General features: G+C 72.3%; 11 protein-coding genes. 9 read left to right on the top strand and 2 right to left on the bottom strand.

Translation table 11 applies throughout. From position 1 onward, the window contains the following. Nucleotides 1–197: 197 nt before the first annotated feature. Nucleotides 198–779: a hypothetical protein gene (locus tag OHA72_RS59430; RefSeq protein ID WP_327004899.1), complete on the bottom strand. Its 582-nt coding sequence runs from the start codon at nt 777–779 to the stop codon at nt 198–200. Between the two features lie 233 nt (nt 780–1,012). Between OHA72_RS59430 and OHA72_RS59425 the strand changes: the two genes are divergently transcribed. Both OHA72_RS59425 and OHA72_RS59420 read left to right on the top strand, forming a co-directional pair. Then, on the top strand, nt 1,013–2,374 hold the full coding sequence (locus tag OHA72_RS59425) for a pyridoxal phosphate-dependent decarboxylase family protein (RefSeq protein ID WP_327004898.1): 1,362 nt from the start codon (nt 1,013–1,015) through the stop codon (nt 2,372–2,374). A 141-nt stretch (nt 2,375–2,515) separates the two neighbouring features. Further along, nucleotides 2,516–3,664, top strand: coding sequence for an ROK family transcriptional regulator (locus tag OHA72_RS59420; RefSeq protein WP_327004897.1), 1,149 nt, complete (start codon nt 2,516–2,518; stop codon nt 3,662–3,664). A 9-nt stretch (nt 3,665–3,673) separates the two neighbouring features. On the opposite strand, the gene OHA72_RS59415 is transcribed toward OHA72_RS59420, so the two are convergent. Continuing rightward, a complete protein-coding gene (locus OHA72_RS59415; protein ID WP_327004896.1) occupies nt 3,674–4,984 on the bottom strand; it encodes an enolase C-terminal domain-like protein in 1,311 nt (436 codons plus the stop codon). A gap of 120 nt (nt 4,985–5,104) precedes the next feature. Here OHA72_RS59415 and OHA72_RS59410 point away from each other — a divergent pair, with 120 nt between their 5' ends. The 7 genes from OHA72_RS59410 to OHA72_RS59380 all read left to right on the top strand — a co-directional run bounded on the left by OHA72_RS59410 (nt 5,105) and on the right by OHA72_RS59380 (nt 14,922). After that, nucleotides 5,105–6,484, top strand: coding sequence for an ABC transporter substrate-binding protein (locus tag OHA72_RS59410; RefSeq protein WP_327004895.1), 1,380 nt, complete (start codon nt 5,105–5,107; stop codon nt 6,482–6,484). After that, nucleotides 6,484–7,446 (top strand): carbohydrate ABC transporter permease, encoded by a 963-nt coding sequence (locus tag OHA72_RS59405; protein WP_327004894.1) that lies wholly within the window; start codon nt 6,484–6,486, stop codon nt 7,444–7,446. Before OHA72_RS59410 ends, OHA72_RS59405 begins: the two co-directional genes overlap by 1 nt. Beyond that, nucleotides 7,443–8,348 carry a carbohydrate ABC transporter permease gene (locus OHA72_RS59400; RefSeq protein WP_327004893.1) on the top strand — a complete coding sequence of 302 codons (906 nt, stop codon included), beginning with the start codon at nt 7,443–7,445 and terminating at the stop codon, nt 8,346–8,348. Before OHA72_RS59405 ends, OHA72_RS59400 begins: the two co-directional genes overlap by 4 nt. Before the next feature lie 118 nt (nt 8,349–8,466). After that, nucleotides 8,467–12,393, top strand: coding sequence for a discoidin domain-containing protein (locus OHA72_RS59395; protein WP_327004892.1), 3,927 nt, complete (start codon nt 8,467–8,469; stop codon nt 12,391–12,393). Then, nucleotides 12,390–13,226, top strand: a complete 837-nt coding sequence (locus OHA72_RS59390) for an NAD-dependent epimerase/dehydratase family protein (RefSeq protein WP_327004891.1) — start codon at nt 12,390–12,392, stop codon at nt 13,224–13,226. Before OHA72_RS59395 ends, OHA72_RS59390 begins: the two co-directional genes overlap by 4 nt. Then, a complete protein-coding gene (locus tag OHA72_RS59385; RefSeq protein ID WP_327004890.1) occupies nt 13,223–13,840 on the top strand; it encodes a ThuA domain-containing protein in 618 nt (205 codons plus the stop codon). The genes OHA72_RS59390 and OHA72_RS59385 overlap by 4 nt, the downstream gene beginning before the upstream one ends. Further along, nucleotides 13,825–14,922, top strand: coding sequence for a Gfo/Idh/MocA family protein (locus OHA72_RS59380; RefSeq protein WP_327004889.1), 1,098 nt, complete (start codon nt 13,825–13,827; stop codon nt 14,920–14,922). Before OHA72_RS59385 ends, OHA72_RS59380 begins: the two co-directional genes overlap by 16 nt. Nucleotides 14,923–14,932 lie beyond the last annotated feature (10 nt).

The following is a 14,932-nucleotide window of genomic DNA, read 5'->3' as shown; positions in this document are numbered from 1 at the left end:
CCCTTCTGGGCGGGGCGCCCGCGCAGGACCCGTGTCGGGGGATGGGTCCGGGGCGGGCGGGAGCCGTCCTCCGCCGCGTCGGTGGGTGACGACGGAGGACCAGATCTGTGAAGTTGCCTTACAGATCCATCGGAGGCTATTCCCGCCCCGGTACGCAAGTCAATACGCGACCCGAATTAAGGCAGTGAGCTGGGGATTTAAGACTTCGCCAGGATCTCGCCGGCGCCGCCCGCGGTCTCCTGCACGGCGGTCAGGTAGGCCTTCATGTCGGTGTTCTCCAGCCCCGTGCCGGCGACCACGACCGTGTTGCCGACGATCAGCGTCGGGTACATCTTGGCCTGCTCCTGCGCGTACGCCTTCGCCGCGTTCGCGGCCTTGAACTCCACGAAGATGGACTGCTGCCCGCGGGACGGCATGAAGTCGCCCTTCTTCTTGTAGCAGTCGAACTGCTTGAAGTTCGCCACGGCCGAGCGGTACTTGCTGGGCACGCCGGTCGAGTTGGTGTCCCACTTGCCGACCGGGCAGAGGGGGTCCTTCGTGAACAGGTCGCCGGTCAGCTGCGCGATCTTCTCGAACTGCAGCCCCTTCCCGGCGGCGGCGCTGCCCGACGCCTTGGCGCTGCCGGACGGCTGCGCGCTCCCGGCGGGTGCGGCGCTGGCGGCGGCGGGCGCGGCGGAGGCGGCCGCGGCCGGCTCGGCCTTCTTGTCGTCACCCCCGCACGCGGCGGTCAGCAGGAGGGTGGCACCGGCAACGGCGGAGGCGATCAGCAGACGCTTCATGGGGATTCGGTTCCTTCGTATGTGGTGGTGCGACAGGGGATTCGGTGTGACGCCAAGAACGTATTCGCGCCGCCGAGCCGTTGAATCCCTGATGTATGCCACCCGACAACGAACGTGGCCCACCTCACTGCCCTGCGGTTGAACCACCCCAGGGCCGGTCGTGCGGGAAGTTCCGGGGCGGGTTGTCGACAGTTGCGGTCCTGACCGCAGCGGGGAGGCGCGAATATGTGGGCATGGACAAACCCGACTGGCAGGGCCCGCTCACCGAGGCGTACGAGCAGGCGACCCGCTTCCTGACCGGCCTGCCGGACCGGCCCGTCGGCAGCCGCGCCACCCTGGAGCAGCTGCGGGCGTCGCTCGGCGGGCCGCTGCCCGCGAAGGGGGTCGGCGCGCGGGAGGTCGTCGCCCGGCTGGCCGAGGCGGCCGACCCCGGGGTGGTCGCGTCGCCGAGCGGGCGGTTCTTCGGGTTCGTCATCGGCGGGGCGATGCCGGCCGCCCTCGCGGCCGACTGGCTCACCGCGACCTGGGACCAGAACGCCGGGCTGTACGCGGCCGGGCCCGCCGCCGCCGTCGTCGAGGAGGTCGCCGGCGAGTGGCTGCGCGAGCTGTTCGGGCTGCCCGCGACCGTGTCGGTCGGGTTCGTCACCGGGGCGCAGATGAGCCACGTGACCGCGCTCGCCGCGGCGCGGCACGAGGTGCTGCGCAGGGTCGGCTGGGACGTGGAGACGGGCGGGCTGCACGGCGCGCCGCGGATCTCGGTGCTCGCCGGCGCGGACCGGCACTCGACGATCGACCGGGCGCTGCGCTTCCTCGGGATCGGCACGGCGGCGCTGGTACCGGTGATGGTCGACGCGGAGGGGCGCATGGTGACCGCCGCGCTCCGCGACGCCCTCGACGGCCTGGACGGGCCGGCGATCGTCTGCGCCCAGCTGGGCAACGTGAACACCGGCGCGTGCGACCCGATCGGCGAGATCTGCGACGCCGCTCACGCGGCCGGGGCGTGGGTCCACGTCGACGGCGCGTTCGGGTTGTGGGCCGCCGCCAGCGAACGCCACCGGCACCTGGTCGCCGGTGTCGAGCGGGCCGACTCGTGGACGACCGACGCGCACAAGTGGCTCAACGTCCCCTACGACTCCGGGCTGGTCTTCTGCGCCCATCCCTCGGCGCACCGGGCGGCGATGGGGATCCGGGCCGCGTACCTCGTCCACGCCGGCGGCGACGAGCGCGACGCGCTCGAGCACAACCCCGAGTTCTCCCGCCGCGCCAGGGGCTTCGCCGTGTACGCGGCGCTGCGCTCCCTCGGCCGCGACGGCGTCGAGGCGCTGATCGACCGCAGCTGCGCCCTCGCGGCCCGCTTCGCCGCCCGGATGGCCGGGCACGTCCTCAACGACGTCGTGCTCAACCAGGTCCTGGTCGGCTTCGGCCCCGACACGGCCGACATCGTGCGCCAGGTCCAGGCCGAGGGCACCTGCTGGGTCAGCGGCACCACCTGGCACGACAAGCCCGCGATGCGCTTCTCCGTCAGCAACTTCAGCACCGACGAGTCCGACATCGACCGCTCCGTCGATACGATTCTCCGGCTGGCCGGCCGATGAGCCGCGGGCCGGGCAGAGGGATGTGCGCCGATGAATGCTATTCTAAATCGATTTGATGGATGAACTCTCCGCACCATCGGCCGTCCTGGGAGAACAGTGGACAAGCGGTTGCCGACCAGGCGTGGCACGAACCTGCCACGGATGGGCGACTTCAACGAGTCGGTGGTCCTCGATGCCATCCGCCGGGTGCCGGACGGGCTGAGTCGCGTCGAGCTCGTCGAGGCCACCGGCCTGTCCGCACAGACCGTGTCGAACATCTGCCGCCGCCTGCTGGACTCCGGCCTGGCCCACGAGGCCGGCACCCGCAGCTCCGGCAGCGGCCAGCCGCGGCGGCTGCTGCAGGTCAACGCGGGCGCGCGGTATGCCGTCGGCGTGCACCTCGACCCAGCGGTGGTCACGCTCGTGGTGCTCGACCTGCTGGGCAAGGTGGTGGCGCGGGCCCAGCGTCCCACGCCCGAGGCGGCCGACCCGGACCACACGCTGACCGAGATGAGCGAGTCGATCAACGCACTCGTGCGTGACTCGGGGGTGCCGCGGGAGAAGATCCTGGGGCTGGGCATCGCCGCGCCGGGACCGGTGGACGTGACGTCCGGGCTGGTCATCGCGCCGCCGGAGCTGACGGGCTGGGGCCGGGTGCGGCTGCGCGACTACCTGGCGGGGACCACCGGGCTGCCGGTCCTGCTGGACAAGGACGTGATCGCCGCCGCCGTCGCCGAGCGCTGGGCCGGCGCGGCCACGAACACGGGCAACTTCCTGTTCTTCTACCTGGGCACCGGTTCGGGCATGGGCCTCGTCGTGGACGACGTGGTGCTGCGCGGCTACTCCAGCAACGCCGGTGAGGTCGGCGGGCTCTACGCCGCCTGCACCACCAACGCCCTGGTCGCCGAGGCGATCGAGCAGGGGGTGCTGGGCCCGGAGTTCAAGCCGGCCGGCCCGCGCGACGCGGAGCAGAGCCTGCGGCACCTGTGCCGGCACGCGGCGGCCGGCAACGTGACGGCCGGCGAGATCATCGACCGTTGGGCGGTCAGGGTCGGTCGCGGGGTGAGTGCCGCCGCCACGCTGGTGGACGCGGAGATGATCGTGTTCGGCGGGCCGATCTGGCCGCTGCTGGAGGACCGGTTCATGGCGATCGTCCCGGGCATCGTGGAGAGCTCCCCGTTCGTCGAGCGGATCCACCCGACCGCCGTCACCACGACCGCGCTGGGCATCGACGTCGGCGCGATCGGCGCCGCCTGCCTGGTGCTCGACCAGATCCTTTCGGTGCAGCCGCAGTCCCTGCTGCTGGGCTGACCCGGCCGGTCAGGGCCGGTGCGCGGCGCCGTCGGTGCCGCGCACCAGTGCCCAGCGGTCGTGCCGCAGCGGAGGCGGCGCCGGGTAGCGGCGGGCCGCGGCCTCGTCGAAGTCCACGCCCAGGCCGGGCACCTCGGCGGGGTACAGGCTGCCCCGGTCCGGCGTCGGCGCCCCGGGGAAGACCTCCAGGGTGGCGTCGTGGAACCGGGCCGCCTCCTGGATGCCGAAGGCCGGGGTGGAGACGTCGAGGGCGACGTTGGCCGCCTGGGCGACCGGGCTGACGTCGCCCGGCCCGTGCGGCGCCGTGCGCACCCCGAACAGCTCGCACGCGGCGACCAGCTTGCGGGTCGAGGTCAGCCCGCCCAGGGTCGGTATCCGCACGCGTGCGAAGTCGATGGCCCGCTGCTCCAGCAGCGGCAGGTACCGGCCCACCTCGTCGTAGAGCTCCCCGACGGCCAGGGGGACCGGCCCGGCGGTCCGCAGCTGGCCGAAGTACGCGCTGTCCTCCGGCGCGAGCGCGTCCTCGAGGAAGTACAGCCCGGCGTCGGCGACCGCGGCGACCAGGTGCCGGGCCTGCGCGGGCGTGACCCGCTCGTGCACGTCGTGCAGCAGTTCGACCCGGTCGCCGACCCGGCGCCGCACCTCGGCGAGCACCGGCGGGACGTGGTGCAGGTACGCCAGCGGATCCCAGGTGCCGCGGCGGCCCTGCGTGCCGCCCCCGGACCCGGCGCCGTAGGTGTCCACGCCGGGCACCGCCACCTGGACGCGGACGTGCCGGAACCCCGCCTCGACCGCGGCGTCCACCCTGTCCGCGATCTGCCCGGGGTCCGCGCCGTCGACGTGGGTGTACGCCTCGGCGCCGTGGCGTGCCCGGCCGCCCAGCAGCGAGTACAACGGCAGTCCGGCCACCTTCGCCTTGATGTCCCACAGCGCGACGTCGACGGCGCCCAGGGCGTTGTTGGCGATCGAACCACCCCGCCAGTAGCCGCTGTTCTGCAGCAGGCGGTGGATGTCCTCGATGTCGCCGGCGTCGCGGCCGAGCACCAGCGGCCCCAGGTACTCGTCCAGCACGGCGCGCACGGCCAGCGTGCGCTGCGGGTCGCTGGCGCAGCCCAGCCCGTACAGCCCAGGCTGGTCGGTCTCGACGCGGACGATGAGGTACGGGCAGCCCTGCGGCGCGCACAGGAACGTGCGGACCCGGGTGATCCTGGCCGCCCTCGCCGGCGCCGCCCAGGGTGCCGGCGCCAGCACGTCGGGCGAGCGTGCCGGGGCGCCGACCTGCGCGGGGTCCGGCCCGCCGGACTCCGGTGTTTGTTGCACCGCGGTACCCACCTCCTTGCCGATGTGACGTGGTTGACACAGTCCATCAATTCGATTTAGTTTCTCGGGACAGAGTGGCGCATGTCAATGGCGCCCCGGACGCGAAGGCGCGGCACCGTGATGACACATGATCGACGTGCGTGGCGGCCAGCACTGGCCGTCCTGGTGGCGCTGACACTCGGCGCCACCACCGCCGCCTGCGGCGGCGACTCGGACAACGGCAGCTCGTCCGGCAAGACACTGGTGATGTGGACCTTCAAACAGTCCCATCTCAAGGCGCTGCAGAAGGTCGCGGAAGGCTTCCAGAAGGAGACGGGCATCTCGGTCAAGGTCGAGGCCTACGGTCCGGACGACGCGTACGTGACCAAGGTGCAGGCGGCGGCCCAGACCAAGAACCTGCCCGACCTCTTCGAGGTGCACACCACCGGCGACGACTTCGCCTTCGGCGCCGCCGGGCTGCTCAGCGACCTGGCCAAGGACGTCGACGACGCCTGGCTGAGCAGCTACCTGCCGACGGTCAAGCAGGACGGCACCGTCACCGAGGAGTACTACAAGAAGTCGCTGGCCCAGGACGCCAAGACCAAGGGCATCCAGCTCGGCCAGCGCTACAGCGTCCCCCTCACGATCGGCACGTTCGGCATCGTCTACGCCAACAAGCAGCGACTCGCCGACGCCGGCGTCACCAGCGCCCCGGCCACGTGGGAGGACTTCGTCGCCGCCCTGGAGAAGGTGAAGGCGAAGCACCCCGACAACGGCGGCGTCACCCTCGGGCTGAAGGCACCCACCACCGGGCTGGAGTGGCTGATGCAGCCCATGGCGTACGGGATGCTCGGCGCCGACAAGTTCCACGCCCTGTTCGGCAAGGACAAGGCCGCCAACTTCTCCTCCCCGACGGGTGTCCAGGTGCTGGACACCTACGGTCAGATCACCCCGTACTGGATGCCGGGCACGCAGACCCTCGACATCGACGCGGCGGACCTGGCCTTCGCCCAGGGCAAGTCGTCGTTCGCCATCGGCGGCACCTTCACCCTGGCGTTCCTGTCGCAGAACGGGTTCGACGCGAGCAACGTGATCACGTTCCCGGTGCCCGCCCCGGCCGGCGGCGCCGTCAAGAATCTGAGCCTGGCGCCGTTCACGCTGACCGGCATGTCGGTTTCGGCGACCACCAAGAACCGGCCCGGCGCCATCCAGTGGCTCAAGTACCTGGCCAAGGCGGACACCGCGGCCACGTTCGCCAAGGAGGCGCTGGACATCCCGCCGGCCGACCTGGGCGCCGACCCCACGGCCGCGGTCGGCCCGGCGCTGGGCGCCATGATCAAGGCGTTCGGCTCCGGCCCCTCGGCGTACAACCCCGGTGACACCTCCTACAAGCCCAGCGCGTACGACGGAACCCCCGTCGCCAACGTCCTGATCGACTACAGCCCGTTGAAGAAGCGGTCCGCCGCGGACACCGGCGCGGAGATGGCCAAACAGATCGACGCCTACTGGACCAAGCAGTAATGGTCGCCCCCACCATCGCGAAGGGCCCGTCGCCGACCCGGCGGGCCCCCCGCATCAGGAAGCGGTACCGCCGATCGGACGTCGCCTGGGGCTACGGTTTCGTGGCGCCGGCGATCGCCCTGTTCGGGGTGATGGGCGTCTACACCATCGTGTACGGGCTCTCGCTCAGCTTCGCCACCTGGAACGGCTTCACGCCGCACTGGCGCTGGGTCGGCCTGAAGAACTACTCCGACCTGCTGTGGAACGACCCCAAGTACGCGCCGATCGTGCACCAGGCCGCGCTCAACACGATGTGGGTGATGATCGCGGTGCCCGTGCTGACCGTCCTGGTCAGCTTCCCCCTCGCGGTGCTGCTCAACTCGGTGCGGCGGTTGAAGACGGTGCTGCGCTCGGTGTACTTCCTGCCCCAGGTGACCAGCGGCATCGCCGTGTACTTCGCGTGGATGTACGTGCTGCAGCCCGACGGCGCGGTCAACCTGATGCTGCGCTCGGTCGGCCTCGGCAGCCTCCAGCAGCCGCAGGGCTGGCTGGGCAACACGGCGACCGCGCTGCCGACCCTCATCGTGATCACCGTGTGGTCCGCGGTCCCGGTGTCCATGATGCTGTACCTGGCCGGCCTGCAGGCGGTCGACCCGACGCTCGTCGAGGCGGCCCGGGTCGACGGCGCCAGCTCCTGGCACATCACCCGGCACGTGACGTGGCCGCTGCTGCGACCGATCACGGCGATCATCGTCCTGCTCGCCCTGCGCGACTCGCTGCAGGGGTTCCAGACCTTCCTCATCATGACCAACGGCGGCCCCGGCAACCACACCAACGTCCTGGGCCTGCAGACGTACAAGCTCGCCTTCCTGTCCCAGCTCGATCCGACCCTGGGCCTGTCCAGCGCGCTCGGCTGGATGCTGTTCGTCGCGGCGGTGATCCTCGCCGCGATCAACCTGCGAGTCATGCGGAGGGCCACGTGAGCACCGAGACCGTGCGCCCGGCCGCCACCGGCGCACCCGCCGCCGACCGGTCCGCACCCCGCGCCCGCGGCAACCGGTCGCTGCCCGGCCTGCTGGCCCGCGTCGTGGTCGGCGCGCTGCTGGTGCTGTACGCGGCGATCAGCCTGTACCCGTTCCTCTGGATGGTGTCCGCAGCGTTCAAGGACCAGTTCGAGGTGGTGCGCGGCGGCAACCTGATCCCGCGCGACCCGACCCTGCACACCATCGTCGAGACCTGGAACGAGCTGCACTTCTTCGACTACTTCCTGAACAGCCTGAAGGTCACCGGCCTGACGGTGTTCCTGGTGCTGGCGATCTACTCGGCCGCCGGCTACGCGTTCTCGGTGCTGCACTTCCCCGGGCGCGCGGCGCTCTACCGGCTGTTCCTGGTGCTGCTGTTCGTGCCCGGGGTGACCGTGCTGCTGCCCATCGTGCTGCTGGACTACAAGCTGGGGCTGCTCGGCGGGCACTGGGGGCTGATCCTGCCGTTCGTGAACGGCACGGCACCGCTGTCGATCCTGATGCTGCGCAACGCGTTCGACGCCATCCCGATCGAGCTGCGCGAGGCGGCACGCGTCGACGGCGCCGGCGAGCTGCGGATCTTCGCCACCATCTACCTCCCGCTGTCCCGGCCGGTGCTGGTCACCATCGCCGTGCTCACCGCGATCCCGACCTGGAACGAGTATCTGCTCACCCGGGTCTCGCTCAACGACCCCGGCACGTTCACGCTGCCCATCGCGCTGCAGAACCTGCAGTCCAGCGCGGTGCAGCACTACAACGTGCTGATGGCCGGCTCCCTGATCGTCGTGGTGCCGGTGATCATCCTGTTCGTCGCCGCGCAGCGGTACTTCGTCAACGGCCTGATGGGCGCGGTGAAGGCGTGAACGGCGCGCACCCGCCTCGGGGCTGTATCGAAGTGGATGGCCGGGCTGCGGCGGACTCACTCCGACCCCCACTTCGATACAGCCCCGACACACGATCGGACGATCCCGGAGGCAACCCGTGACCATCCCAAGACGCCGGCTCCTCATCTGGCCGGTCCTGCTGCTGCTGGCCGCTCTGGTCGTTCCCGTCGGCGCGGCGCACGCGGCGACGGGCCCGGTCATGTACCCGCGCGGCGTCGGCGCGGACCTCGGGCCGGACCCGGTCACGCTCGGCGTCCAGGTGCGCGGTGGCGACTCCCCGTCGGGGCTGCGCACCGGCACGCTGGACGGCCGGGCGTACTGGCAGACGCAGGTCGCCGCGGGCACGACGTACGTCGGCGTCACCCCCGACGCCGGCTACGCGTCGAGCGTGGCGCAGGCGTCGATCGTCGTCGTCATCACCTACCACGACACCGGCAGCGGCCAGCTGACGCTGCGCACCGGGTCGGGCGACCCGCAGCCGGTCGCCGACCTCGCCGGCACCAACGCCTGGCGGCTGGCCGCGATCGGGCTCGACGGTGCCGTGCTGTCAGGCGGCGGGGTAGAGCTGCGCATCGCCGGGCTCACCGGCGGCGCACCGTCCGACATCACCGTCGCCCAGGTCCGCATCACCACGACCGGGCCGCAGGCCACCCTCGGCGCCACCGCGACCGACACCGGCCTCAGTCCCAGGCCCGGCGACAACGAGGCGGGGCTCGTCACCGGCACGGCCGCCGGCCGCGGCTACTGGCGGACCAACGCCGCCGCACCGGCGCCGGGGACCAACTACCTGTACATGAACGTCGCCGACAGCTACGCGTACGACAACACCGACATCGTGATGGTCAGCGTCGACTACCTCGACGCGGGCAACGGCACGCTCTTCCTGCACTACGACTCCCCGGGCGGCGAGATCCCGAACATGTTCAAGCCGTCGCCGGTCGTCACCTACGGCGACAGCGGGACGTGGAAGACCGCCGACTTCGTCCTCGACGACGCCGTCCTGACCAACCGCACGAACGGCTCCGACTTCCGCCTCACCCACGACGGATCCCCGGTCGAGCTCACGGTCGCCGCGGTGCGGGTGACCGTCGTGCCGCGCCGGCTCGACGCCAAGGCCGGCCTGCGCGATCTCGTCGCCACCGCGAACCTGGCGCTCTACGCCGCACGTGAAGGCACCCGCGACGGTCAGTACCCGCCGGGGTCGAAGGCGGCCCTCGCGACCGCCGTCGGCCAGGCACAGGCCGTGCTCGACGACGCCTCGGCCACCGAGGCGCGGGTGACGGCGGCGCTGCGGGCCCTGTACGACACCGACCAGGCGTTCCGCGCCTCGGCCGTCGACACCGACCTGGCCCGCCACGGCACGCTCACCGCCAGCAGCAGCGCCGCCGGTTCGAGCCCGGACGCGGCCAACGACGGCGCCGCGGCGACGGCCTGGACCAGCGGCAACGGCGGCGGGGGCGAGTGGCTGCGGGCCGACCTCGGCACGGCGCGGCCGGTCAACGAGGTGCTGGTGCAGTGGGGCAATGCCTACTCGCCGGACTACACCGTGGAGGTCTCCACGGACGGCACCACGTACACCGCCGTCGGGCGGTCCGGCGCGGCCGGAGGCAACGGCTCGTCGCGCACCCGGTTCCCGACCTCGACCGCACGGTACGTCCGGCTCGGCCTCACCGGCTACGCCGCCGGCCTCACCGGCTTCGACGTGGCCGGGTTCCAGATCCGTGAGCAGCGCACCGTCGTGCCGTCGCCGAAGCTCGTCACCACCAGGTACCCGGCCGCCGACGTGGTCGTCGCCGACTTCGACGCGGGCGCGTACGGCGCCGACCCGACCGGCAGGAAGGACGCGACCGCTGCCATCAGGGCCGCCCTGTACGACTGCTACGACGCGGGCGGCGGGACGGTCTGGCTGCCGGAGGGCACCTACCGGGTCACCGGCACGGTCGAGGTGCCGGCCTTCTGCACCCTGCGCGGCGACCGCCGCGACCCGGATCAGGGCCACGGCGGCTACGGCACCGTCGTGAGCGCCGACCTGCCCGCGGGTGACAACGGCCCGGTGCTGTTCCGCATCGGCGGCAGCGCCGGCGTCATGGGCGTCACCACGTACTACCCGCGGCAGAGCGCGACCGCTCCGGTGCCCTACAACTTCACGTTCGAGATCCCGGGCAGCGCCTGGGCCGGCGACGAGAACTACATGATGAGCACGGTCTCGGACGTCACCATGCTCAACTCGTACCGGGGCATCGGCATCAGTACCATGCGCGACGAGCGGGGCCGCCCGCCCGGCAACGGCCAGACCCACGAATCGGCGACCGTGCGCAACGTCAAGGGCACGGCGCTGCTGGCAGGCGTCGAGGCCTACAACGGCGCCGACGTCGGCACCTGGGAGAACATCACGCTGAGCAACGCCTACTGGGCCCAGGCCCCGGCGGCGTACCACCCGCCGCGGCGGACCGCGCTGGACGCCTGGACCCGCGCGCACGGCACCGGGTTCATCCTGGGCGACCTGGAATGGGACCAGTTCGCGGACCTGTCCGCGGCGGACTACCACGTCGGCATCCACGTCGTGCCGGGGCTGCGGGCCGAGTTCACCGGCGTCTTCCAGCGGGTGCAGCTGCTGCGCACCGGCACCGCCCTGCTGGTCGACCAGCTCGACTCGCGGTGGGGGCTGTCGCTGGCCGCCAGTCACCTCGAAGGCAGCCAGGCCGCGGTGGTGAACCACGGGGGCGGCTACGTCAAACTCAGCGACACCAGGCTCGTCGGCGCCGTGCAGGGGACGGTGCACCGGCTCGCCGGGACCGTGCCGACCGACGACGCGGCACCCGCCGTCGCCAGGCCCGCGCGTGAGGTCCTCTACGACGTGAGCGGCGCGCCGCGCGGCAACGGCTACATCCCGGCGCAGGACGCGACGGCGGGCATCCAGCGCGCGCTGGACCGGGCCCGGCGTGACGGCGGCGGCGTGGTCTACCTCCCGGCCGGCTGGTACCGCCTCGAAGGGCGCCTCGTCGTCCCGGCCGGCGTCGAGCTGCGCGGTGCGTCCCCGGTGCCGAACCGGGACGAGGACGGGCGCAGCGGCGGCACGGTGCTGCTGTCCTACGCCGGGCGCAACACCGCCGACCCGGACACCGCCCAGGCGGCCGTCACCCTGCGCGGCGACCGGGCCGGGGTCAGCGGCCTGCGCGTCTTCTACCCGGAGAACAACCCGGCGGCGCCGGGCGGCCTGGTCCCGTATCCGTATGCCATCCGCGGTCAGGGCACCGGCACCTACGCGGTCAACATCGGCCTGCCGAACGCGTGGAACGCCATCGACATGGCCACGTACCGCAACGACCGCTTCCTGGTACGCAAGATCAAGGGCACGTTCGTGCGGCACGGCGTCACCGTCGGCAGGAGCGACGGCGGGCGGATCGAGGGCGTGCTCAGCAACGGCAACACGTTCGTGCGGACCGGCTTCCACCTGCCCAACTGGGTCCTGGGCAAGGACCTCTTCCCGCAGGTGATCGACGGCTGGACGCGCAGGTACGCCGACCTGGTCACCGTCGACGGCGCAACCCGGCTGACGGTCGCGAACTCGTTCGGCTACGGCCTGCACAACGGGCTCGTCGTGGCCTCCGGCGACGTGCGGGTCTTCAACCTGGGCACCGACAACCTCGGGACCGACGGCGCCACGGTGAAGGTGGCGGGCGGCACCGTCGCCGTCGTCAACCTCATGCGCTACAACGGCACCACCAGCACGGGACGGGTCAGGCTGTACAACGTGATGGTGATCAACATCGTGGAGCGCGCGGTCACGGCGGTCGCGTCTCCGGACGGCGCCGGCACGGTCGGGCTGCAGGGCAACGAGACCCGGTCCGGCCACTACGAGCCCGGTGGCCAGATCACGGCGTCGGCCAAGGCCGCACCCGGGTTCCGCTTCGTGAACTGGACCTCCGGCGGGACCGAGGTGTCCACCGCCCGGGAGTACCCGTTCACGGTCACCGGCGATCAGGTGCTGACCGCCAACTTCGTCCCGGACCATGCGGCATGACGCTGAAGATCCTGGTCACCGGCGCAGGCGGCATGCTGGGACAGGCGGTGGTCGCGCGGTTGCGCGCCGACGGGCACGGCGTCCGCGCGCACGACCGCACGCCACCGCCGGCCGGCCCCGCCGACGACGTCGTCGTGGGTGACCTCCGCGACCCCGCCGGCCTCGACCGGCTGCTGGCCGGCGTCGACGCCGTGGTGCACGCCGCCGCCATCCCCGCACCGGTGGACGACGACGTGTTCGACAACAACGTCGGCTCGACGTACCGCGTCCTGGAGGCCGCGGGAGCGCTCGGCGTGCACCGGATCGTGTTCGTGTCCAGCCTCTCCGCCGTCGGGCTGGCGTGGTCCGGGCGTGGCGCCGCACCGCTGCGGGTGCCGGTCACCGAGGACCACCCGTACGTCGGCGACGACCCGTACGGGCTGTCCAAACAGGTCGGCGAGCTGGTGACGGCGACGGTCAGCAACCGGTTCGGGATCCCGGCCGTCAGCCTGCGCTTCCCGTTCATCGGCACCGGCGAGCGGCTGCGCCACCACCTCGCGCACGTCCAGGCCGACCTCGCCGGCAGCCGGGGCGGCCTGTGGAGCTGGATCGACACGCGGGACGCCGTGGACGCGGTCGTCGCCGGGCTGACCCGGCGGCTGCACGGCCACGCCGTCGTCAACGTCGCCGCGCCCGACACCGTCGCGCCGGTGCCGACGGCCGAGCTGCTCAGGCGGTACCATCCCGGGACCCTCGTCACCGAGCCAATGAAGGACTTTGCCGTGCCGGTCTCCACCCGCCTGAGCCGCGAACTGCTCGGCTTCGTCCCGGTCCACGCCTGGCGGCAGCCGTGAGCGTCGTCCTGATGGTCCGCGGCGGGTGGGAGGGGCACTCCCCGGTGGCGGTGACCGACCGCTACGCCGGCAAGCTCCGCGACCGGGGGCACGAGGTCGTCACCTCGGAGACGCTCGACACGTATCTCGACGCCGACCTGCTGCGCCGCGCCGACCTGATCGTGCAGTGCTGGACGATGGGCACCATCACCGCCGAGCAGCTCGCCGGGCTGACCGGGGCGGTGCGGGCCGGCACGGGCTTCGGCGGCTGGCACGGCGGGATGATCGACGCGTTCCGCGCCTCCCCGGACTACCAGCGCATGACCGGCGGCCAGTTCGTGCACCACCCGCCGCAGTTCGTGACCTACGACGTCACGCCGGTGTCCGAGCACCCGGTGGTCGCGGGGACGGGCCCGTTCACGGTCCACACCGAGCTGTACACCGTGCACGTCGACCCGGCGATCGAGGTGCATGCGGTCGCCGACGTCGACGGCGTCGCCATGCCGGTGGTGTGGACCACCCGGTTCGGCGCCGGCCGGGTCTTCATCACCACCGTCGGGCACGAGCTGAAGGACCTCGAGGTCCCCGAGCACGACGAGATCATCATGCGGGGGCTGGCATGGGCAACGCGCTGAACGTCGGCATCATCGGCGCCGGGAAGATCAGCGGTGCCTACGCCACGACGTTCGACCGGCTGTCGACCGTGACCCTGACCAGCGTCGCCGACCTCGACGCCGGCCGCGCCGCAACCCTGGCCGCGCAATATCCAGGAGCGCGGGCCGAGACGCCGGACGAGCTGCTCGCCGCCGACGACGTCGACGTGGTGCTGAACCTCACCGTCCCGCAGGCGCACACCGCCGTGACACTGGCCGCCATCGCGTCCGGCAAGCACGTGTACGTCGAGAAGCCGCTCACCGCCACCACCGCCGAGGCGCGCACCGTCCTCGCCGCCGCGGCGCGGGCCGGCCGCGTCGTCGCCTGCGCCCCGGACACCGTGCTCGGCACCGGCGTGCAGACCGCCCGGGCCAGCGTCGCCGCCGGCGACATCGGCACCCCGATCGCCGCGTCGGCGTTCATGGTCACCCCGGGCCACGAGCGCTGGCACCCGGCGCCGGAGTTCTACTACCAGCCGGGCGGCGGCCCCATCCTCGACATGGGCCCGTACTACCTCACGGCCCTGGTGACGCTGCTGGGCCCGGTCCGGCGGGTGACCGGCCTGTCGTTGACGCCGCGCCCGACCCGCACGATCGGCGACGGGCCGCGCGCCGGCACGGTCTTCCCGGTGCACGTCGCCACCCACGTGACCGGCGTGCTCGAACACGCCTCGGGCGCCCTGACGACGCTGATGATGAGCTTCGACGTCTGGGAGGCCAGGCTGCCCCGGATCGAGGTGTACGGCACCGAGGGCACCCTGAGCCTGCCCGACCCGAACGGCTTCGACGGCCCGGTCCGCCTGTTCGCCCCCGGCGGCGACTGGGCCGAGATCCCCGAGCGGGCCGGCTACCGCAACGCCTCCCGCGGCTGCGGCGTCGCCGACCTGGGCCGGGCGCTGCGGACGGGCACACCGCCCCGCGCGAGCGGGGAGCTGGCGTTCCACGTCCTCGACGTCATGGAATGCCTCCTGGCCGCCGCGGGCACCGGCACCGCCGTCGAGGTCGCCAGCACCTGTCAGATCCCCGCCCCGGTCCCGTTCGGCGCCGACCCTGACGACCAGTGACGCGACGGTG

The organism is Dactylosporangium sp. NBC_01737, from assembly GCF_035963215.1.
In the GTDB taxonomy this organism is placed as follows: Bacteria; Actinomycetota; Actinomycetes; order Mycobacteriales; family Micromonosporaceae; genus Dactylosporangium.
This window is presented reverse-complemented; position numbering and strand designations above follow the sequence as displayed.

Coding starts and splice junctions, on each gene's coding strand:
- OHA72_RS59420 (WP_327004897.1), top strand. CDS start 2,516: ATGGGCGACTTCAACGAGTCGGTGGTCCTCGATGCCATCCGCCGGGTG.
- OHA72_RS59390 (WP_327004891.1), top strand. CDS start 12,390: ATGACGCTGAAGATCCTGGTCACCGGCGCAGGCGGCATGCTGGGACAG.
- OHA72_RS59380 (WP_327004889.1), top strand. CDS start 13,825: ATGGGCAACGCGCTGAACGTCGGCATCATCGGCGCCGGGAAGATCAGC.
- OHA72_RS59430 (WP_327004899.1), bottom strand. CDS start 779: ATGAAGCGTCTGCTGATCGCCTCCGCCGTTGCCGGTGCCACCCTCCTG.
- OHA72_RS59425 (WP_327004898.1), top strand. CDS start 1,013: ATGGACAAACCCGACTGGCAGGGCCCGCTCACCGAGGCGTACGAGCAG.
- OHA72_RS59405 (WP_327004894.1), top strand. CDS start 6,484: ATGGTCGCCCCCACCATCGCGAAGGGCCCGTCGCCGACCCGGCGGGCC.
- OHA72_RS59410 (WP_327004895.1), top strand. CDS start 5,105: ATGACACATGATCGACGTGCGTGGCGGCCAGCACTGGCCGTCCTGGTG.